The sequence below is a fragment of the Novosphingobium sp. BL-S-34 genome, assembly GCF_056857015.1.
The window spans coordinates 398671-419710 of sequence record NZ_CM166472.1 but is presented as its reverse complement, the minus strand read 5'-3'; the positions used below and the strand labels follow the sequence as shown (position 1 = coordinate 419710).

The 21040-nt window shown below is 64.6% G+C and carries 19 protein-coding genes; 11 read left to right on the top strand and 8 right to left on the bottom strand.

The features are described from left to right. Positions 1-54: 54 nt before the first annotated feature. From AC1VV3_RS01960 to lexA, 7 genes are all read left to right on the top strand, one after another. Positions 55-843 carry a phosphodiester glycosidase family protein gene (locus AC1VV3_RS01960; RefSeq protein ID WP_132262612.1) on the top strand — a complete coding sequence of 263 codons (789 nt, stop codon included), beginning with the start codon at positions 55-57 and terminating at the stop codon, positions 841-843. Beyond that, positions 840-1436, top strand: a complete 597-nt coding sequence (locus AC1VV3_RS01955; protein ID WP_431566616.1) for an anthranilate synthase component II — start codon at positions 840-842, stop codon at positions 1434-1436. The genes AC1VV3_RS01960 and AC1VV3_RS01955 overlap by 4 nt, the downstream gene beginning before the upstream one ends. Before the next feature lie 8 nt (positions 1437-1444). Next, positions 1445-2437: an anthranilate phosphoribosyltransferase gene (trpD, locus tag AC1VV3_RS01950; protein ID WP_314468921.1), complete on the top strand. Its 993-nt coding sequence runs from the start codon at positions 1445-1447 to the stop codon at positions 2435-2437. Positions 2438-2464: 27 nt separating this feature from the next. Beyond that, positions 2465-3256: an indole-3-glycerol phosphate synthase TrpC gene (gene trpC / locus AC1VV3_RS01945; RefSeq protein ID WP_431566615.1), complete on the top strand. Its 792-nt coding sequence runs from the start codon at positions 2465-2467 to the stop codon at positions 3254-3256. 13 nt (positions 3257-3269) lie between these two features. Further along, positions 3270-3755: a cyclic pyranopterin monophosphate synthase MoaC gene (gene moaC / locus AC1VV3_RS01940; protein ID WP_431566614.1), complete on the top strand. Its 486-nt coding sequence runs from the start codon at positions 3270-3272 to the stop codon at positions 3753-3755. Continuing rightward, the gene (locus tag AC1VV3_RS01935) at positions 3752-4966 is read left to right on the top strand and encodes a molybdopterin molybdotransferase MoeA (protein ID WP_431566613.1); all 1215 of its coding nucleotides are present in this window, start codon (positions 3752-3754) and stop codon (positions 4964-4966) included. Before moaC ends, AC1VV3_RS01935 begins: the two co-directional genes overlap by 4 nt. 133 nt (positions 4967-5099) lie before the next feature. Continuing rightward, a complete protein-coding gene (lexA, locus tag AC1VV3_RS01930; protein ID WP_132262606.1) occupies positions 5100-5798 on the top strand; it encodes a transcriptional repressor LexA in 699 nt (232 codons plus the stop codon). A 47-nt stretch (positions 5799-5845) separates the two neighbouring features. On the opposite strand, the gene AC1VV3_RS01925 is transcribed toward lexA, so the two are convergent. Further along, positions 5846-8059: a ComEC/Rec2 family competence protein gene (locus AC1VV3_RS01925; protein WP_431566612.1), complete on the bottom strand. Its 2214-nt coding sequence runs from the start codon at positions 8057-8059 to the stop codon at positions 5846-5848. A gap of 29 nt (positions 8060-8088) precedes the next feature. Between AC1VV3_RS01925 and gltX the strand changes: the two genes are divergently transcribed. The 3 genes from gltX (at position 8089) to AC1VV3_RS01910 (ending at position 11542) form a co-directional block, all read left to right on the top strand. Next, entirely contained in the window at positions 8089-9543 is a 1455-nt protein-coding gene (gene gltX, locus AC1VV3_RS01920) for a glutamate--tRNA ligase (RefSeq protein WP_132262603.1), read from the top strand. A gap of 13 nt (positions 9544-9556) precedes the next feature. Next, the gene (locus AC1VV3_RS01915) at positions 9557-10840 is read left to right on the top strand and encodes a citrate synthase (protein ID WP_134092841.1); all 1284 of its coding nucleotides are present in this window, start codon (positions 9557-9559) and stop codon (positions 10838-10840) included. 480 nt (positions 10841-11320) lie between these two features. Continuing rightward, on the top strand, positions 11321-11542 hold the full coding sequence (locus AC1VV3_RS01910; protein ID WP_132262599.1) for a hypothetical protein: 222 nt from the start codon (positions 11321-11323) through the stop codon (positions 11540-11542). Positions 11543-11586: 44 nt separating this feature from the next. Here AC1VV3_RS01910 and AC1VV3_RS01905 read toward each other — a convergent pair whose 3' ends face one another. The 4 genes from AC1VV3_RS01905 to AC1VV3_RS01890 all read right to left on the bottom strand — a co-directional run bounded on the left by AC1VV3_RS01905 (position 11587) and on the right by AC1VV3_RS01890 (position 15526). Further along, entirely contained in the window at positions 11587-12963 is a 1377-nt protein-coding gene (locus tag AC1VV3_RS01905) for a sensor histidine kinase (RefSeq protein WP_431566611.1), read from the bottom strand. Continuing rightward, positions 12963-13916 (bottom strand): hypothetical protein, encoded by a 954-nt coding sequence (locus AC1VV3_RS01900; protein WP_431566610.1) that lies wholly within the window; start codon positions 13914-13916, stop codon positions 12963-12965. The genes AC1VV3_RS01905 and AC1VV3_RS01900 overlap by 1 nt, the downstream gene beginning before the upstream one ends. Positions 13917-13951: 35 nt before the next feature. Next, on the bottom strand, positions 13952-15133 hold the full coding sequence (locus AC1VV3_RS01895) for a hypothetical protein (protein WP_431566609.1): 1182 nt from the start codon (positions 15131-15133) through the stop codon (positions 13952-13954). Positions 15134-15223: 90 nt separating this feature from the next. Beyond that, positions 15224-15526 (bottom strand): Hpt domain-containing protein, encoded by a 303-nt coding sequence (locus tag AC1VV3_RS01890; protein ID WP_134092837.1) that lies wholly within the window; start codon positions 15524-15526, stop codon positions 15224-15226. Positions 15527-15595: 69 nt separating this feature from the next. Here AC1VV3_RS01890 and AC1VV3_RS01885 point away from each other — a divergent pair, with 69 nt between their 5' ends. Next, positions 15596-18268: a coiled-coil domain-containing protein gene (locus tag AC1VV3_RS01885; RefSeq protein WP_431566608.1), complete on the top strand. Its 2673-nt coding sequence runs from the start codon at positions 15596-15598 to the stop codon at positions 18266-18268. A gap of 59 nt (positions 18269-18327) precedes the next feature. On the opposite strand, the gene AC1VV3_RS01880 is transcribed toward AC1VV3_RS01885, so the two are convergent. Genes AC1VV3_RS01880 through AC1VV3_RS01870 form a run of 3 tightly spaced genes read right to left on the bottom strand, consistent with a single transcriptional unit; the run spans position 18328 to position 21030 of the window. After that, complete coding sequence (locus AC1VV3_RS01880; protein ID WP_431566607.1) at positions 18328-18618, bottom strand: DUF1467 family protein; 291 nt, start codon at positions 18616-18618, stop codon at positions 18328-18330. Between the two features lie 10 nt (positions 18619-18628). Continuing rightward, complete coding sequence (locus AC1VV3_RS01875) at positions 18629-20254, bottom strand: ribonuclease J (protein ID WP_134092835.1); 1626 nt, start codon at positions 20252-20254, stop codon at positions 18629-18631. Then, positions 20251-21030 carry a type III pantothenate kinase gene (locus AC1VV3_RS01870; RefSeq protein WP_132262586.1) on the bottom strand — a complete coding sequence of 260 codons (780 nt, stop codon included), beginning with the start codon at positions 21028-21030 and terminating at the stop codon, positions 20251-20253. Before AC1VV3_RS01870 ends, AC1VV3_RS01875 begins: the two co-directional genes overlap by 4 nt. Positions 21031-21040 lie beyond the last annotated feature (10 nt).

The following is a 21040-nucleotide window of genomic DNA, read 5'->3' as shown; positions in this document are numbered from 1 at the left end:
TCGGAACCTGGGTCTCCGGAACTTCGGCCTCAAGTCCGGGGCAGCAGCCTGCCGATGGTGACGCGCGCCGGCAGCATTGCCGCCTTCGCGCTCCTCGTCGCCGCCTGCTCATCCGACGCCGCCCCCGAGCGCAAGGTTTCCCCACCGCCTCCGTCCTGTGAAGGCGCGACGTTCGAAGGCGCGAGCTTCACGCATTGCCTGGCCGATCCTGCGCGCCATTCGATCCACATGGTGCTCGGCCCCAAGGGCGCTGCGCCCTATCGCAGCCTGTCGGAACTGGCGGCTAGCCGCCCCTCCGGCCGGCACGCGGTGGCCTTCGCGATGAACGGCGGCATGTTCGACGACAAGGGACAGCCCATCGGTTATTACGTCGAAGAGGGCGAGCGGGGCCACAAGCTCAACACCAACGCGGGCTGGGGCAATTTCCACCTCCAGCCCAACGGCGTGTTTTACGGCGACGCGAAAGGACAATGGGCGATCCGGGCCACGGACGATTTCGCCAGGAGCGTCTCCAACCGGCCCGACTTCGGCACGCAGTCGGGACCGATGCTGGTGATCGGCGGCAAGCTTCACCCCAAGATCGACGCGGACGGCGAATCGAGGAAGCTGCGCAATGCCGTGGGCGTCGACCGGAAAGGCCGCGCGCATTTCGTGATTTCGGATGAACCGGTGTCCTTCGGCAAGCTCGCCCGGCTGTTCCGCGACAAACTCGATTGCCCCAATGCGCTGTTTCTCGACGGCAGCGTATCCTCGCTCTGGGACCCCGAGCACGGGCGCGTGGACGGCGGACCTCCGCTCGGCCCCTTGATCGTCGTCGAGAAAGCGACGAAAGGCGTTAAATGATCCTCGTCATCGACAACTACGACAGCTTCACCTGGAACCTCGTCCATTACGTGATGGAACTTGGCGCCGAAGTCGAAGTCGTCCGTAACGACGCGCTCTCCGCCGCGCAGGCCATCGACAGCGGCGCTCAGGGTTTCTTGCTGTCGCCTGGCCCCTGCACGCCCAACGAGGCAGGCATCAGCCTCGACCTCGTCGGCGCGGCTGCCGATGCCGGAAAGCCCTTGCTCGGCGTCTGTCTGGGCCACCAGTCAATCGGCCAGTACTTCGGCGGCAAAGTGGTTCGCGGCGGGCTGATGCATGGCAAGACCTCGCCGGTGACTCATGACGATACCGGCATTTTCGCAGGCATTACCTCACCTTTCACGGCGACCCGCTATCACTCGCTGATCGTCGAGGACATTCCCGAGGCGCTCAAGGTCAACGCCCGCTCGGACGATGGCCATGTCATGGGCTTCCGCCATGCCGATCTGCCCATCCATGGCGTGCAGTTCCATCCGGAAAGCATCGCCACCGAGCATGGCCATGCGATGCTGGCCAATTACCTGAGGCTCTGCGGCATCGACGCCCGGCTGCCCGCACGGATCGCGGCGTGACCTTGCAGATGACGTTGCCCGACCCGCTCCATCCCATCGAGGAAGCCGAAGCCGAGCACGCTTTCGGGCTGATCCTCGACGGCAAGGTCGATGACGATTCGATCGTCCGCTTCCTCATCGCCCTCACCGAACGGGGCGAGACTTCAGGCGAAATCGCCGGTGCTGCCCGGGCGATGCGCGCGCGCATGATCCCGATCTCGGCGCCCGGCAACGCCATCGACGTCTGCGGCACGGGCGGTGACGGCCATCACACGCTCAATGTCTCGACCGCGGTATCGCTGGTGGTCGCCGCCTGCGGCGTGCCCGTCGCCAAGCACGGCAACCGCGCCGCCAGTTCCAAGGCCGGCGCAGCCGATACGCTCGAAGCGCTGGGGCTCAACCTCGACCGCGCCGCGGAAACGGCTGAGGAAACGCTCGGCGACCTCGGCATCTGCTTCCTCTTCGCTGCCCGGCATCATCCGGCGATGGGGCGGATCATGCCGATCCGCAAGGCCATCGGCCGCCGTACGATCTTCAACCTGATGGGGCCGCTGGCAAACCCTGCAAACGTCACGCGCCAGCTCGTCGGCATTGCGCGACCAGCCTATGTGCCGATCTATGCCGAGGCATTGATGCACCTGGGCAGCACGCATTCTTTCGTCATTTCCGGCGACGAGGGGCTGGACGAACTCAGCCTCGCCGGCGGCAACGAAGTCGCCGAGATCAAGGACGGCGAGCTTTCGATGCGCCGCGTCTCGCCTGAGGATGTAGGGCTGCCCATCTCTCCAGTCGGGGCGATACGCGGCGGCGATGCGGCCCATAATGCCGATGCCCTGCGGCGACTGCTGCTGGGCGAGCATGGCGCCTATCGCGATGCCGTCCTGCTCAATGCCGCGGGCGCCCTCATCGTTGCCGGTGAGGTCGAAACCTGGCGGGAAGGCGTGGAAGAGGCTGCCGAGGCTATCGACAAGGGCTTGGCCAATGCTCTGCTCAATTGCTGGATTTCCGCGCTTCGGGCTTGAGGCGCTGCGTGTTTTCGAGGGTTACCGATGTCCGACAAGCTTACCGAGATCTGCGACACCAAGCGCATCGAAGTGCAGACGCGCAAGGGTTTCGCGACGCTGGATGACCTGGACGCCCGGTCCCGCGAACAGAGCGCACCTCGCGGCTTCGAGGCGGCCCTGCGCCGGAAGGCGAAGACCGAATTCGCCTTGATCGCGGAGATCAAGAAAGCTTCGCCTTCCAAGGGTTTGATCCGGCCTGATTTTCGCCCCACCGAACATGCCATCGCTTATGAGCGCGGCGGTGCGGCCTGCCTCTCGGTGCTGACCGACTCGCCTTACTTCCAGGGCCATGAAGATTTCCTCGTCGAGGCCCGGGCCGCTTGCTCGCTTCCGGTGATCCGCAAGGATTTCATGATCGATCCCTGGCAGGTCGCCGAGGCGCGCTCGATCGGCGCCGACGCGATCCTGATCATCATCGCCGCGCTGGACGACGTGCTTATGGCTGAAATCGAGGCTGCGGCGCGTGAGCGCGGGATGGACTGCCTGGTCGAAGTCCACAACGAAGACGAGATGGAGCGGGCGAGCCGCCTCAAGTCGCGTCTCATTGGCGTGAACAACCGTGATCTCAAGCGGTTCGCGACCGATATTTCGACGACGGAACGCCTTGCCCCGCTGGCACCCGCCGGCACCCTGCTCGTGAGCGAAAGCGGCATCAACACTCACGCCGATCTGCAACGGCTGTCGGCTTGCGGCGCCCGTACTTTCCTCGTTGGCGAGAGCCTGATGCGTCAGGCGGATATCCAAGCGGCAACCCGCCAGCTCCTCTTCGCAGATTGAGGATAGCCCGCGCTTGAGCAAGTCCCTTACTCACATCGATGCGGAAGGCTCGGCCCGCATGGTCGACGTTGGTGCCAAGGCCGCGACCCGCAGGGTCGCCGTGGCGTCCGGGCGGATCACGATGAGCGCCTCGGCCCTGGAAGCGATCCGCGCCGGCAATGCACCGAAAGGCGACGTGCTGGGAACGGCACGCATCGCGGGGATCATGGCCGCCAAGAAGACGGCGGACCTCATCCCGATGTGCCACCCGCTGACGCTGGACGCCGTGAACCTGGATTTCACGTTCGAGGACAGCGCCGTTCTGGCAATGGGCACTGCATCGCTGAGCGGCAAGACCGGGGTGGAAATGGAAGCCATTACAGCGGTTTCCGTGGCTCTGCTGACAATTTACGACATGGCCAAGGCGCTCGACAAGGGCATGGTCATCGGTGACATTCGCCTGATCGAAAAGCGTGGCGGCAAATCGGGCGACTGGAAGATCGAGACATCGTCGCGATGATCCCGCCGATCGCTCTGGAAGAGGCACAGGCCCGACTGCTTGCGCTGGTCGAGCCGCGGCCCGTCGAGCACGTCGACATCGACGGTGCGCTGGGTCGCTATCTCGCGGCTCCGTTGCTGGCACGCCGGGTCCAGCCTGCCGCCGATATCTCCGCCATGGACGGTTATGCCGTCAGCGAAGGGGACTTGTCCGGACCCTGGCAGGTGATCGGTGAAAGCGCGGCAGGGCGGCCTTTCGGTGCAGCCGTCGATCCGGGTCAAGCCGTGCGGATCTCCACCGGCGCCCTGTTGCCCGAAAATGCGCGGGCCGTGATCCTGCAGGAGGATGTCGACCGGGACGGCGATCACCTCGCCCTCACGGGAGAGGCGCCCTCACCAGGCCACAAGCACGTCCGCTTCCGCGGCATGGATTTCGCCGATGGAGCGCCGCTGCTCGCCCCCGGGGCATTGATCGGACCGGCGCAAGCCGGTCTTGCCATTTCGGCGGGCCACCGGCATCTCGCCGTCCGCCGCCGCCCCCGGCTAACCGTGATCGATAGCGGCGATGAATTGTCCGGCGATCCCGAATGCTGCGCAGCCCATCAGATACCCGCCAGCAACGGCGCCATGCTGACCGCTCTTGCGCGTAGCGTTCCCGTCGATGCAAATCGAAATGGACCAATCCCCGACGATCTGGACGCTCTGGTCGCCGCCTTCGATGCGGCCGCCGATGCCGACGTGATCGTGACGAGCGGGGGAGCGTCAGTGGGCGATCACGACCTTCTCCGGCCGGCACTGGAAAAATGGGGCGCCGAAATCGACTTCTGGCGCGTCGCGATCAAACCCGGCAAGCCGCTCATGGTCGCGACACGGCAAACGGCAGGGCGTCGTCAACTGGTGATCGGGCTTCCCGGCAATCCCGTGTCCAGCCTGGTAACCGCATATTTCTTCGTTCTTCCCGTACTGCGCGCATTTCTGGGCGCGGCGCAGCCCTTACCCCGCGCGATTGCCACCCGGCTTTCGGCACCTTTGAGGACGGGAGGGGCGCGCCGCGAATTCCTGCGGGGATCCTGGGATGGTGAGGCGGTCCATGCCCTCTCACTACAGGATAGCGGCGCCTTGTCCTCGCTTGCCGCCAGCAATGTCCTGATCGACCGGTCGGCGCATGCCCTCGCCGCTGATCGCGGTGATCCCGTTCAGGTGTTCTTGCTCCAAAATGGCGGTATTGCTTGACGATACCCTATTCGTTGCATAATTGTTCCCTCATTGTTCGCAGACAAGTTCCCTGAACGACACATCAAGTCAGCCGGGGCCGGTTCGTCGGGCGATTCAGGCCAAGTGCCACAGAACACATGAGGCTAAGCAGATGTTGACGCGCAAGCAGCACGAATTGCTCCGGTTCATTCAGGTCCGGCTTGAAGAGAGCGGCATTTCCCCCAGCTTCGAGGAAATGAAGGAAGCGCTCGATCTCAAGTCGAAGTCGGGCGTCCATCGGTTGATTTCCGCGCTGGAGGAACGTGGCTTCATCCGCCGCCTTCCCAACCGTGCCCGCGCTCTCGAAGTGCTCCGCCAGCCCGAAGACGCCACGAGCAAGCCGGCCAAGGCCGCGGCTGCGGTATCGGCGGCGCGTGGCGGCAACGCCGCACCTTCCCGTCCGGCGGCGGTCGCCAGGCCCGCCAACGACGTGATCGAAATCCCCCTTCATGGTCGTATTGCCGCGGGCGTGCCGATCGAGGCCCTGGAAGGCCAGTCTTCGCTCCCGGTGCCTGCGGCCCTGCTCGGTGCAGGCGATCACTATGCACTGGAAGTCTCAGGCGACTCGATGGTCGATGCCGGCATTCTCGACGGGGATTTCGCACTCGTAAAGCGGACCACCACGGCCAGGGATGGCGAGATCGTCGTCGCCCTTGTCCGGGGTGAGGAAGCGACGCTCAAGTATCTGCGCCGGGAAGATGGCATGGTGCGCCTCGATCCCGCGAACGCCGCTTACGAACCGCAGATCTACGGACCTGACGAAGTAGAAGTCCAGGGCAAGCTGGCAGGCCTGCTGCGCCGCTATCATTGATCCGTCTCAGGAGGGCGCCCTGTTCGCCCTCCTCAGGCCAGCGGTCGCTAATACCATCCCTTGCGTTCGATCATGGTCGGCGCAGCGGGCTTCCACCAGCCATGATTTCCTTGCCCCTCCGCCACGGTCGTCACACTGCGGCTTGCAAGATCGATAGTCAGCCCGCCCGTTCGATCCAGCATCTGGCGATCAACTTTGAGCCACTTCGGCAGGCAGGTCCTCGGCAAGCGGCGTTCGGCGATCACCACGTCGGCCCACCTGCACGCCTCGGCCAGTTGCATCTCGGGGACGATGGCCCTCCCCCGCGCGATCAACACATGCCGAGCCTCTTCGCCGTGACGTAGCTCGACGGCGCAGAAGTCCGCGTTGCATCGCGTTCCGGGCGCCGTCTGCGCATTGACCGGGACCTCTCGCGTCCCGGCAACTTCCATGAGGTTGTCCAGGGCGTAGTCGCCGGAACCGGTGCGAAGCATCACGAGCCGATGGCTCTCGGGATCGATCCAGCCCACATGGCGGCCATCGCCCGAAACCATGATGTCCGGAACCGGAATGAGCATCAAGCCGAAGAAACCGGCAGCTATAGGCAAAATCCCCCATAGCCGGATGCGACCGTCCCAAAGGCCCAGCCAGAGGCCTCCAACGACAAACAACGAAAAATGCCACCCACTCATCGTGGGCATCACCCGAACGGCTCCCGGTTCCGCGGCTATGAAGCGGGCGATGGCCAACAGGGCGTCGATAGCGTGGTTCGCCAGCCACCACACCGGACCTCCAAGCCCAACCACATCGAGCAGCAGCGCCAGGGCGACGAAAGGCATGATGACCAGCGTCGTCAAAGGGATCGCGATCACATTGGCGACAGAACCGTAGAGGCCGGCACGATGGAAATGGAACAGGGCGATGGGCATCAACGCCAATTCGATCGCTATGCCGGTGATCAGGATCATCGTGAGGTTGCGCATGGCCTTGAACGGCCAGGCCTCTTCCCGGGGTGCCAACCAGCGCTTCAGCGGCTCTGCATTGCCGAGTGCCACCAAAACCATCACCGCCGCGAAGCTCATCTGGAAGCTGGGACCAACGACCGACTCGGGCCAGATGACCAGCACGATGACAGCCGCCACCGCCAGCAAGCGCATGGACAGCGCTTCACGGCCCCATGCCATGGCAGCGAGAACGAGCAGAGCGCCCAGGAAAGCCCGCATGGTAGGCACCTGCGAGCCGCTCAGCAGCGTGTAACCCAGCCCCGCGGCCGCACCGCATGTTGCGGCCAATATCGGCAGGCGGACCCTCAGGGCCAGTGCCGGGAAAAGGGCCAGAAGGCGCAATACGACGAAATAGACGCAGCCGATCACGGCACTCACGTGAAGTCCGCTGATCGACAGAAGGTGAGCCAGGCCCGCATCGCGCATGGCCTGGGCATCACCCTGGCCGATCGCGCCCATGTCTCCGGTCGTCAGCGCTGCCGCGATACCGCCCGGCGACCCCGCGAGATGCGTCGTTATATGACGGGACAACGCGGCACGCTGGTCGGCGAGCCAATCGCCTCCACGCCCGAGCGATATCACTTCGACCGGCGATGTAATCGAGCCCGTGGCCGACAGGCCTGAAAACCAGGCCGCGCGCGCAAAATCGTATCCTCCAGGGAACATGGGTGATGCCGGAGGGGTAAGTCGGCCGCGGAACCGAATGACCGCACCGGTGCTCAGCGGCTGTTCCCGCAGTGCGGCCGGCAGATTGACCCGGACCTTGATGGACCGCCCGCTTCGTGGCTCTTGCAACGCCAGTGTCAGCCGATCCCGCTGCAGCGCCGGCTGCTCTTCGAGCGACAGGACCCGGGCCGTGAAGATGCCCGACATGTTTCGCTCTATGGCCGGTTGCCCGACGATTTCCGACCGGGTCCAGATCGATAGGCACCCCGCCAGGACGACCAGCGATAGCGAAAGGATCGCCTGTCTGATATAAGGAAACCGAGCCGATCCGACGTGCCAGTTCAATGCGAATAATGCAATCGAGACGCATACTACGCAAAGGGCTACCCATGTCGCTGCAGACGACAGGAAAAACCAAGCAATTGCGCCAGTTCCAAAGGCCACGGCCAGCCACGGCGCTCTGGTGAAACTGCAGTTCGAAAGAAAACACTCGACACCCGCCAAACCGCTCGACAAGTGGCTCTTGCTGATCCATGGGCGATGCTGCAATGCAGCGCCTCCGGCTAAAACCGGACGCTCGAAATCAACCGTCGTGGCGGCGTGGCTGGCCATGGCGAGCATAGGACAGGAAGGTTATTAGAATGGCAAGCGGCAGTGCATCGAGCGGAGCGGCGGCAAGCAAGGCCGTCGTCACGCGCTTTGCCCCCTCGCCCACGGGTTATCTCCATATCGGAGGCGCTCGTACCGCTCTCTTCAACTGGCTCTTCGCCCGTCACCACGGCGGCAAGTATCTGCTTCGCATCGAGGACACCGACCGCGCGCGCTCGACCGAGCCGGCGATCGAGGCGATCTTCGACGGACTGACCTGGCTCGGCCTCGATGGCGACGAACCGGCGGTGTTCCAGTTCGCCCGTTCGGACCGCCATGCTGAAGTGGCCGCCGATCTGTTGGCTAACGGCCACGCCTATCGCTGCTACCTCACGACCGAGGAACTCGCCGAACGCCGCCAGAAGGCGCAGGAAGAACGCCGCCCATTCCGCATCGACAGCGAATGGCGCGATGCCGATCCCTCGACCTGGCCCGCCGACAAGTCCTACGTCGTGCGCGTCAAGGCGCCGCGTGACGGCGAGACGACGATCACCGATCTGGTCCAGGGCGAAGTCACCGTTCGGAACGAGGAAATCGACGATTTCGTCATCCTGCGCTCCGACGGTACGCCGACCTACATGCTGGCCGTCGTCGTGGACGACAACGACATGGGCGTTACCCATGTTCTGCGCGGTGACGACCACCTCAACAACGCCTTCCGCCAGCTCGTGATCATCCACGGCATGGGCTGGGAAGTGCCGGTCTACGGCCATGTGCCGCTGATCCACGGTTCGGACGGCGCCAAGCTTTCCAAGCGTCACGGCGCTCTTGGCGTCGATGCCTACCGCGACGAGATGGGCGTCCTGCCGGAAGCGCTGTTCAACTATCTGCTGCGCCTTGGCTGGGGCCACGGCGATGAAGAATTCATCAGCCGCGAACAGGCCGTGAAGTGGTTCGACATGGCCGACGTCGGCAAGTCGCCCTCGCGCTTCGATCTCGCGAAGCTGCAGAATCTCAATGGCCACTACCTGCGCGAGGCGAATGACGCCCGCCTGGCGGAACTGGTCCTGCCGCGCCTGGTCCAGGCCGGCTACGAACATACCGACCTTGCCCTGCTTGCGCAGGCGATGCCGGTACTGAAGGTCCGTGCAAAGGACCTCAACGAACTTGCAGAAGGCGCGGCCTTCCTGTTTGCCAAGCGTCCGCTCGCGTTCAGCGAGAAGGCGCAGGCGCTGTTGACGGACGAGGCGCGGGGGCGCCTTGCCGCCATTCACGAGCGTCTTTCCAGCGAGCCCGAATGGCTCCTGGAGGCACTGGAAGCCAACCTGAAGGCAATGGCCGAGGATCTGGGATTGGGCCTCGGCAAGCTCGCGCAACCCTTGCGGGCGGCCCTGACTGGTCAAACGACCTCTCCGGGTATTTTCGACGTATTGGTTCTGCTCGGCCGGGACGAAAGCCTCGCACGCATTGGCGCGCAGGCGGACGCCGCGACCGGGTCGCACATATAAGGAGTAAGAACTGGTGGGTGATCAGGTCAAACTGAATGCTGGTGGCACGGAATTCGACTACCCCGTACTGAAGGGCAGTGTCGGCCCGGATGTCATCGATATCCGCAAGCTCTACGCCCAGACGGGCAAGTTCACGTACGATCCCGGCTTCACGTCGACGGCCAGCTGCGAAAGCGCGCTGACCTATATCGACGGCGACGAAGGCGTGCTGCTCCATCGCGGCTACCCGATCGGCCAGCTGGCTGAAAATTCGTCGTTCATGGAAACCAGCTACTTGCTGCTCAATGGCGAACTGCCGAGCGCCGACGAACTGGCAACCTTCGAAAACACCATCACGCGCCACACGATGCTCCACGAGCAGCTGGCGAACTTCTACCGCGGCTTCCGCCGTGACGCCCACCCGATGGCGATCATGTGCGGCGTCGTCGGCGCGCTCTCGGCGTTCTATCACGACTCGACCGACATCTCGGACCCCGAGCACCGCAAGATCAGCTCGCACCGCCTGATCGCCAAGATGCCGACGATTGCGGCAGCGGCCTACAAGTACTCGGTCGGCCAGCCCTTCGTCTATCCTGACAACAAGCTGAGCTACACCGGCAACTTCCTGCGCATGACCTTCGGCGTGCCTGCGGAAGAGTATGAAGTGATCCCGGCCGTCGAAAAGGCCATGGACCGCATCTTCATCCTGCACGCCGACCACGAGCAGAACGCCTCGACCTCGACCGTACGCCTTGCCGGTTCGTCGGGCGCCAACCCGTTCGCATGCATCGCGGCCGGTATCGCCTGCCTCTGGGGTCCTGCGCATGGCGGCGCCAACGAAGCCGCGCTCAACATGCTCAAGGAAATCGGCACGCCGGACAAGATCCCGCACTACATCGAGCGTGCGAAGGACAAGAACGATCCGTTCCGCCTGATGGGCTTCGGTCACCGCGTCTACAAGAACTACGATCCCCGCGCCACGGTCATGCAGAAGACCGTTCGCGAGGTGTTCGACGCGCTGAAGGTTACCGACCCGCTCTTCGAGACTGCCCTGCGCCTCGAGGAAATCGCGCTCAACGATCCGTACTTCGTCGAGAAGAAGCTGTTCCCGAACGTCGACTTCTACTCGGGCATCATTCTCTCGGCCATCGGCTTCCCGACCACGATGTTCACGGCGCTCTTCGCCCTCGCCCGCACCGTGGGCTGGGTGGCGCAATGGAACGAAATGATCTCCGATCCCGGCCAGAAGATCGGCCGCCCGCGTCAGCTCTACACCGGCCCGACGCAACGCGATTTCGTGCCGATCGGCCAGCGCTGAGCCCGTTGCTCGCAAGAGCGACCAAGGCAATGCACCGATAACAGGAGGGCCCTCGCGCAAGCGGGGTCCTTTCTTTTTGTGCGCGCGCATTCAGGCAGCCCGCCGGCGCGGCACCTGGTTAAGGCCGCTATGTACAAGTGCTTGATATGAGAGAGGCCAAGCGATAGCTTTCAGGGCAGCAACAAAGCATTGGCTACGGGGGCGTTAGCAGATGATCCTCAGTGCTTTCCGGCCGGATTCCATGTTTTTCCTGAGCTTGGCGGGGGTTTTCCCGGCTCGAGATCCACGAGCCGGGGCTGTAGAAGCCGAAGACATGGGTCAAACGCGTGCTCGCCCCCGGCCGAAGCTCGGATCGATGCCGGTCCACCGCCTTGCCGGGCACCAAGAACGTGACCGCGGTTACCGGAGCTTTCCCGTGTCACGTCCTAAGATAGCCGCGCAAACCCGGCCTTTTCACAAGATAAAACAGGAGGAATTGTAATGTCATTCCTCAGGCTTCTTGCCTTTGTCATAGGACTGTTCGGCATCGTCGTGGGCCTGCTCTGGGTCGGCCAAGGCACGGGGATCATCTCGTGGCCGAGCGACAGCATGATGCTGGATGACCGCTCCTGGGCCGTGCGCGGCGCGGTCATGGCGGCGGTGGGCGTCATCCTGCTGTGGCTGGCGCGTCGCGGCAAGGATGCCAACGATCACCGCTTGTGAAGGGAGCGCCTGTGAAGGAGACGCCTGTGAACAGGCGCCGCTGATCAGCCCGGAAGGTCGGCGGGCACTTCGAGAATGAAGCGCGCGCCCTGCCCCGGTGCGCTGTCCACCAGCAGATCGCCGCCCATGGCCCGCGCCAGACTGCGCGAAATGTAGAGGCCGAGGCCGGAACCGCCGTCTCCGCTGCGACCGAGCCGTTCGAACTTGTCGAAGATCTTGCCCTGCTGCTCTTGCGACAGCCCCGGTCCCTGGTCCGCCACGATGATCCGGGCGCGATCGCCCAGCGTTTCGAGGCGGATCCAGATGTGCGAGCGCTCCGGCGAGTAGCGAATGGCATTGCCGATGAGGTTCAACAGAACCTGCAGGACGCGGCGATATTCCGCCACTGCCGGCAGGACTTCCGAGCCATGCGGCGCCTCTATGGCGATGCCCTTTTCCTGAGCGCGGACATTCAGGATGCCGGCGGCCTGCCGGGCCAGCTCCGATAGGTCCACCCGGTCCGGCGCCGTGCTGAAGCCTTCCGTCTCGACCACTTCGAGATCGGCGAGATCTTCCAGCAATCCCAGAAGCAGTTTGCCAGCGCCGGCGATTTCGCCCGCATACTCCGCGTAGGCGTCCGGCAGCGGTCCGGCGAGCCGCGTGCGGATCGTCTCGGCATTGGCGATGATCCGCGAGATCGGCTGACGCAGCACCGGCGCCAGATCATGTCCGACGAGGCTGCGGCGAAGCATAGGCTCCATCGGTTCGCGAACGGCCGCGGCCGAAGTGCCGGGCGTGTCCGACACCAGCAGAAGCTCGAAGCCCGCCGGATCGAAACCGGGCCGCATGTGCGGAACGAGCGAAACGCGCCACGACCGGCGCGATCCCGAAACGACCACGCGCGATCCGTCGAGCAGGCGCCAGTGCAGCGGCTGCTTGTGAGTGACTTTCTCGGGCGGCAGGAAGTCGGTCCAGTGGCCGCCGAAACCGGCCTCCATCGCCGCCGCGACCCCGGCCAGTTCCGGGCTGTCCGACAGGACCGTGAGTACCCGCTGATCGGCATCGAGCTGGGCGCTCAACTCGGCAAGGTGCCGGTCGATCATCGTGCGCCGCCGCTCCACCGAAGCCGCATCCTCGACGGGCGCGGGAGCGGCCTGCCAGTTGCGGACGACGATCTGGCATCCTTCGCCCAGACCCTGCGGTTCCACTTCGACCCAGGCCGTGATCACGTCCCCGCCATCATGGGCGGTGACGGCGCGCGCAAGGCGGAAGCCGTAACGCCGAGCCTTGCGGACCAGTTCGAGCAATTCAGGAATGGCGATGGTGCCGGGCAGTTCGCCGCCGCAGCGCTCCTGAAGTCCAGCCAGGGGCTCGTCCGCTTCGAGCAGCCTGTCCTGCGCGTCGCTGACTGCGCGGGCAAGAATGGTACCTTCCATCAGCATCAGCCGCCCTGCCGTCCGCTGGCCAGGATCGAAGCCGCCACGCCCGCGCCCAGCCTCTCGAAGCCTTCGGGCAGCATCGCTTCGGGATGAATGGCAAGGAACTGCTTTTCGATGTCCGCCGCCTTCAGTCCGGCCGCCCGCAGGGCCAACGCCAGCCTGGCCAGTTGCGCCTCATGGGTTGCGAGCACCGCCGCCTCACGCCGCAGGCCGGAGCCCGCCGCAAGCGCCGTGAAGAACAGCGCCGCGCCCGCGTGACTCACGGAAAGGGCGATATGGAAGGCGCCGCCAAGCCCGGTCAGCAAACGCGAGGCCAGGCCCAGGCGAGTGGCACCTTCGTCATAGCTTTGGCGGATAGCGGCTTCCACCAGCACGAGGCGTTCGCCCATGATGGGCCGCGCCGCCATCGCGCTGCGCACGGCGAGGATCAGGCGGTGGAGCAGATCTCCCGGCAGTTCGGACAAGGGCAGGCTCATGCGCCGCTGCGCCTGGCACCAACGCGCCTGCGACGCGAGCCAGGTCACGGCCAAGGCGTGCGTGGCACCTTCGGCCGAGGCCAGCATTGCCTGGACGAGCGGGGGAACGACAGGATCCAGCGCCAGGCGCGTCTGCAACCGCTCGGTCATCTGCCATTCCAGGGCCATGGCATGGACGTGGGACAGAAGCAGCGGATCCGCCATGAAGAGGCGTGCCATGTCTTCGATGTCTTCGACAAGCGAGCCGGAATCCGCACCGCCCAGGTGAAGCGGCTCAACGATCTGGCGCGCCAGATCCGCCAGCACGCCGCGCACGCGCGCAAGAATTTCGTCGCTGAAAAGCGCACTGTCCTCGGCCGCGAGCAAGTACTGCAGTATCGGCAGCACGCTGTCGGCCATGGCATCGCCGCGCGCCAGGTCCGCACGGAGCAAAGCCTCCGCGGTCTGGTCGTCGGCCGGATGAACAGCGTTGTCGATCATCCGTCCCGTATACCCTGTATCTGGTTAAGCCCCGGTTAGTCCTTCCGACGTAGCGGAAGAGCCATGCCGACCACAACGAGCGTGATCGCCAGAACTTCCACCAACGGCTCAACTTGCCCGAATCCTGCGGCAAAAGCCAGCACAAGTCCCAATGTGGCACGGTCTGTCGCCAGCGACGCCACCTTGCCGGTCACGAACCGGGGAATCAGGGCCAGAAGCATCATCAGCATGGCCGGTGGGAACATCCACGAAATGAGCGATTCGCCCCCGAGCCGGGGAATGGCGGCCAGCAGCGACAGCCCGAAAAGCGTGTCGACCAGCCAGCGCAGCACATCGGCGCGCGGGATCGCGGGCGGCAATTGCCCCAGCGCCTGCCGCTCTACCGAGCGCAGCAGCCGGCTCGCCTCGACCAGCAACGCGGCTGCCACCAGCGAGAGGAAGGCGATCGTCACGAAACCGAACCAGGCAAGGCCGCCTGCCAGCGCCACCGCCACGAGCACGCCGAGGCTCAACATGTTGCTGGCATTGCCCGCATGGAGCAGCGAGGATCCGAACGTCAGCACGCCGTAACGGGCAACGGCCCGGCCCGGCGAGACGCTGTCGCCATCGGCGAAACGCCCGCGCAACCATTCCAGCTCTACCGCGTGAGCTTCGGCTTCGTCGCGAATCAGCCGCCAATCGACGCCGCTGCGCACGGCCACGGGAACTTCGCGCATCGGTACGCCCGCTTGCAGCGCGATCCGTGTCAGTGCGGAGTGCACATCGCAATCGCCTGGAAGCTCCTGAAGGTTTTCCACCAGGTGCCCCGGGATTCGCATCAATCCAGCGCTCGCCCGGTTGATGTCGATGCGCTCGAACCCGGCGGCCAGCCCGCCTTCGACCGGCTGGACAAGCACGGCCGGCGCCCTGCCCTCAAGCAGCGGCACGACGCCGGCGGGCTCGACGAAGAGCCCTTCCCCTATCACGACCAGTTCGTCATTCGCCGTCACCAGCCCAGCAAGCGGTCTCGCGCCGGTGGCGATATGGAATTGCAGGCCGGCGTTCTCCGCCATGTGCTGAAGGGCGATCATCTCCGCCGAGGGCCCCTTCGCGAGGCAGATCACCCGCTGGCAATCGAGCGCAAGGGCGAGCCCGAGCTGATGCTGCGCCAGGGTCGCGCCGCCCACGCGCAGGAAGGCGCGCGGCAGGGACTGACCCGCCACGGCAGGCTCCATCATGGCGAGCAATGCGATACGCAGTGTGTTAACCTCCAGCGACCCTTAGCCACTTAGGCAAAGGGCAGCCCGGTGCCAAGCGCGACGCTTGCATCAGCTGGCGGAAAACTCGGCAAGATAGGCATCGAGGCGCCGTATAACTCCGGGTTCGCCGGGAGCGCCGTCCAGCGCCTGCTCCGCCAGGGCCAGGAGCTGGGCCGAATGGAAGCTGGCCGCCAGCCCCTTCAGCCGCATGGCCGCAAGGTGCCAATTGCCATCGCAACGGGAGCGGGACAGCAGATCGGCCTGCCGCGCCACGCTTTCCAGATAGGACGCGCGCAACTCCGCGAAAAGCGCGGGATCCCCGCCCGCTGCCGCGGCGAGGGTCGCTTCGAGGGCACCTGCTTCATAAGCCATTTCCCCAGCTTAATGCCCAAAGGGTTAAAGTGGGCTTTATAGGTGCCTCCCGCGTGGTATCCTGATCCCATGGCTGGGGAAAACAGGATCGTCGCGCTCGGCGCGAATGGCAGCGAAGACAATTCGGCCCGCACTGCGGACGGAAACTCGGAAGACCGCATGAACGAAACCTTGGCAGTGGGCGTTTCGCCGCCGGAACCCGCAGAAGCGATTTCGGAAGATGCCTGGCGCAATGCCTGGGTCGCCACCGAGGAACCGGCCCTTGCCGCCCCCTCGCGCGATTGGCTGGCCCCTTCGCTGGCCGGCGCCGCGGCCTTGGGCTGGACGGCGTTCTTTCTCTACGCCCTCTCTCCCCATTTCGAGACCCTGAGCCTCGACACAGTCCCCGCCCTTGTCGTGCAGTGGGCCGTGCCGCTCTTGCTGGTCGGCATGGTCTGGCTGCTGGTCCTGCGCCACAGCTCGCGCGAAAGCAGGCGTTTCGGCAATGTCGCTCGGGCGCTGTCGAACGAGTCCGCCCAGCTTGAAACGCGCCTGACCACCGTCAACCGCGAACTCAGCCTGGCGCGGGAATTCATCGCCGCCCAGTCGCGCGATCTGGAATCGCTGGGGCGCATTGCCACAGAGCGGCTTTCCGCAAACGCTGAGCGCTTGCAGGGCCTGATCCGCGAGAACGGCTCGCGCGTGGAATCGATCAGCGGAGTCAGCCAGGCCGCTCTCGATAACATGGAGAAACTGCGCAACCAGCTCCCCGTCATCGCCAGTTCCGCCAAGGACGTCACTAACAATATCGGCAACGCCGGCCGCGCCGCCCATGTCCAGCTGGAAGACATGATCAACGGCTTCAATCGCCTGAACGAGTTCGGCTCCGCCAGCGAACGGCAGGTTGCCCGGCTGCGGGAATCCGTGGAAGCGGCGCTGACCGAAATCCATGCACGCGGCGAACAGGTCGCTGCCCTGGCCGACCGGCGCTTCGACCTGCTTTCCGAACGCGGGACGGCCTTCCGCAGCGAGCTTGACGGTCACGAAGTCGCTGCACTCGAATCCATTCGAACCCGGGCCGAAGCGCTCGAGGAAGAAATCGCGCAGACCCGCGGACAGCTCGACCGTCATGAGGAAGAAAGCCTCACTTCGCTTCGCGCCCGGCTCGTGGCCTTGCGTGAGGAAAGCGACGTCGTCTCGCGCGCCTTGCGCGATGGCGAAGGCCGCGCCGCAGAAGCCTGGCGGCAGGCGCTCGACGACCTGCACGAGGAACAGGGCGAAGTGGCGCGCGGCATCACCCGCGCTCAGGACACGGCTCTGTCCGCGCTGCGTGGCAGCCTGGAGGCGATCGGCAACGATGCCGAAAACCTTGACCGCGAGATTTCGGCCCGCCGCGAACGGCTTGCGGGCGAACTCGGTGAGCGTCAGGCCCGCCAGGCCGAACAGGAACGCCACGCCATTGCGCGCATCGACCAGATGCTTGGCAATCTCGACCATGCCATCGCCGAACGCCTTGAAAATCAGCGCCTGCAGGCATCGGCTCTGAGCGAACGCGCCGTGGCCGTAAGCGGCGAACTTGGCGAATATGAAGCCCGTTTCGGCGCCATCGTCGGCAGCAGCGAAGCCCTGGAAACCCGTCTGCGCGGCAGCCTGGCACAATTGACCGAGCGCCTCACGGCCGCCCGTGCAACGCTCTCGGCGACCGATGGCGAAGTCGAAAAGCTCACCGAGACGAGCGTACGGCTGCTGGAGTTGATCCAGGGCAGCGCACGCTTTGCCCATAACGATCTTCCCGAGGCGCTGGTCGTCTCCGAGGAGCGCCTCAACCGCCTTCATGCCGGTATTGCCAGCGTTCTGGAGGCTCTGCGCCAATCGGCCAGGAGCGGCGAGGAACTCGCAGGCGGCGTCGAGCAGTCCGGCACCAACCTCAAGGATTTCGCGGACGAGCTTTCCGCGATGCATTCGGACCTCTCGGAGCACGGCGCCGCACACGCCGACCTGCTGCGCGTCCTGCACACGTCCATCACCGATATCGACACGGCAACGCAAACCGCTGCCGGCCGGGCCCAGACCGAACTGCAGGCCGCCCTTGCAGCGCTTGGCAAGTCGATCGAGGACTCCGTCGGCGCGATCGAGACCGACAGCGCCGCGCGCATCGCCCAGGTGGCGGAAAACCTCGGGACGGAAAGCGCCCAGGCCATCGATCGCTCCATGCGCACGCGCGTCGCGGAAGTAACCGGCCAGCTCGATCAGGCCGTAGCCCATGCTTCCGGCGCCGCCCGCGAAGCGACCATCCAGCTTCGCGAACAGCTCTCCAAGGTCGAAGACCTCGTCGGCAATCTCGAAAGCCGCGTCACCCAGGCGCGCGAGCAGGCCGAGGAGCAGGTCGACAACGATTTCGCCCGCCGCGTGGCGCTGATCACCGAGTCCCTGAATTCCAACGCCATCGACATTGCCTCGGCACTATCGAGCGATGTTTCCGACACCGCCTGGGCCTCCTATCTCCGCGGCGATCGCGGGATCTTCACGCGCCGGGCTGTTTCGCTGCTCGATGCCGGGGAAATCAAATCGATCCAGCAGCTGTTCGAACGCGAAGATGCCTTCCGCGAGCACGTCAGCCGCTACATCCACGACTTCGAATCGATCCTGCGACAGGTCCTCTCAACCCGCGACGGCAATGCGCTGGGCGTCACCCTGCTCTCGTCGGACATGGGCAAGCTCTATGTCGCACTGGCTCAGGGAATCGAACGTCTGCGCAGTTGATCGCTCGGCAATGCGACATGAAAAAGCCCGCCTTCATCAGGCGGGCTTTTTTGTGACCCTCAGTATCCGAGGTCCTGAACCGGCGGCTTCCCGAAGAAGTTGAGATCGCCAACCGTGATCCACTGCTGGGCATAATTCACGTAGTAGAGCCCGAAAAGCACGACCGCCAGCAGCGTGGCGCGCCTCGCGATCAGGCGCGGCTGGAAATTGACCGGGGCGCTGTCCGCATGGCCCTTTTCGACGCGAAAACCTTCCACTTCGTTGGGCGTACGAAGACCGAAAGGCATGACGAGAAAGGCGCTCAGGACCCAGAACAGGCCGTAGATCGCCACCATCGAAGTCCATTGCATCGCCATCGCCTCAATCCTCCAGCAGCATGACCTGCACTTGCGGCTTCTTGCCCGACCAGCGCGTAGCCGCGCGGCGGGCGGCCAGGCGGGCCGCCTCGACCCGAACTTCGCGGTCCGATTTCTTCGCCTTGCCCAGGGCATTGGCGACATCGCGCTGCGCCTCGTCAATGAACTTGGCGTAGTCCTCGTCGAGCGGGAGCCCAATCGCCGCGACCTGGACGTTGCCGCGGCGATCCGCGGCGACCGAAACCACACCGTTAAAGGCGATCCGGCGCCGCATGACCATAGCGTCGCCATCGGCGGGCGCGATGATATCGCCATCAAGGATCAGCCGCCCGGAATGGACCTCGCCGAACTTGCCCGGACGACCGGGCGCCAGGCGCACGAGATCGCCGTTCTTCTGGAACACCGCGTGCGGAATGCCGCTTTCCACGCCGAGCCTCGCCTGTTCGCGCATGTGGCGGATTTCGCCATGGACCGGGAGCAGGATCTCGGGCTTGAGCCAACCATATAGCGCCACCAGTTCGGGCCGCCCGGGATGGCCCGAAACGTGGATCATGCTCTGACGGTCCGTGACGATGACGATGCCAGCGTCCGAGAGCCGGTTCTGGATACGTCCGATCGGGATCTCGTTTCCAGGAATCTGGCGGCTGGAGAACAGGACGACATCGCCCTTCTCCAGCTTGATCGGATGATTGCCCTCGGAAATCCGTGAAAGCGCCGCGCGCGGCTCGCCCTGTCCGCCCGTTGCGACGATCAGCACTTCGCCGCGTGGCAGATCCATCGCGGTTTCGACATCGACCAGTTCGGGCAGCTTCTTGAGATAGCCGCTGGCCTGCCCGGTCTCGATGATCCGGTCCAGCGAGCGACCCGCAACGCAGAGCTTGCGGTTGGTCTTGCGGGCCACCTCGCCCAGCGTCTGAAGACGGGCCACGTTCGAAGCAAAGGTGGTCACCAGAACCCGGCGGCCGCGGTGCCGCTTCACTTCCTCCAGCAGGCCGCGATAGACCTCGCCTTCGGAACCGGACGCCTCGGGGTTGAAGACGTTGGTCGAATCGCAGACGAGCGCCAGCACGCCGTTGTCGCCGATTTCGGTCAGTTCGGCCTGGGTCGCGGGCGTGCCCACCTGGGGCTCGTCGTCCAGCTTCCAGTCACCGGTATGGAAGATGCGGCCGAACGGCGTGTCGATCAGTAGGGCGTTGCCCTCGGCAATCGAGTGCGCAAGCGGCACGTAGCGAATACCGAATGGTCCGAGCTGGAACTGGTCGAGGTGATCGATGACGATCAGTTCGACCCGGTCAAGAATGCCCGCTTCCTCCAGCTTCGCCGCCACCAGGCGCGCGGTGAAGGGCGTGGCGTAGATCGGAACGTTCAGTTCCTCGGCAAAATACGGAACCGCGCCGATGTGATCCTCATGCGCGTGAGTGAGGACGATCCCCAGCAGGTTTTCGCGCTCACCCTCGATGAAATCGAGGTCCGCGAAAACCAGGTCCACGCCGGGATATTCGTTCATGCCGAAGGTCATGCCCAGGTCGACCATAAGCCATTTGCCCTGGCAGCCGTAGAGATTGACGTTCATGCCAATCTCGCCCGAGCCACCGAGCGCGCAAAACAGCAGTTCGTTACCTGGAATCACTTCTTGGATGCCCTTTCGGCAAGAATGGCGAGGCCTTCGAGCGTCAGGTCGGGATCGACCGCGTCGAAAATATCGGAAGCCTCGTCGAACAGTACGGCCAGCCCGCCGGTCGCGATGACCTTGGCGGGGCGACCTATCTCGTTGCGCATGCGGGCGATCAGGCCCTCCATCATCGCCACATAGCCCCAGAACACGCCGATCAGCATCTGGTCCTCGGTATTACGACCGATCACGCTCTTCGTCGTGGGTACGGCAATGGCGATGCGCGGCAGCTTGGCCGTATTGCCCACCAGCGCGTCCAGCGACAGGTTGATGCCCGGCGAAATGATGCCGCCCTTGTAGGCGCCGTTGTAGTCTACCACGTCGAAGGTGGTGGCAGTGCCGAAATCGACGACGATGAGATCGCCCCCGTGTCGTTCATGCGCGGCAATGGCGTTGACCGCACGGTCGGCGCCGAGCGACTTGGGCTGATCGACGTCGATGTCGATCGCGTAGTCCGCCTTGCCGACGCCCGCCACCAGCGGTTCGACATCGAAATAGTGTCGGCAAAGTATCTCGAGATTGTGTAGCGCGCGCGGGACCACGGTCGAGATGATGATGCTCTTGATCTCTTCCGCCGCTACGCCGCGGATCGAGAGTAGCTGCATGAGCCATACCGCATATTCATCACCCGTGCGGCGGGGGTCCGTGGCAATGCGCCAGCGCCCGCGCAAAGTGCGTCCCTCGAACAGAGCGAAGACGACATTGGTGTTGCCGGCGTCGATGGCAAGCAGCATGGAATTTCCT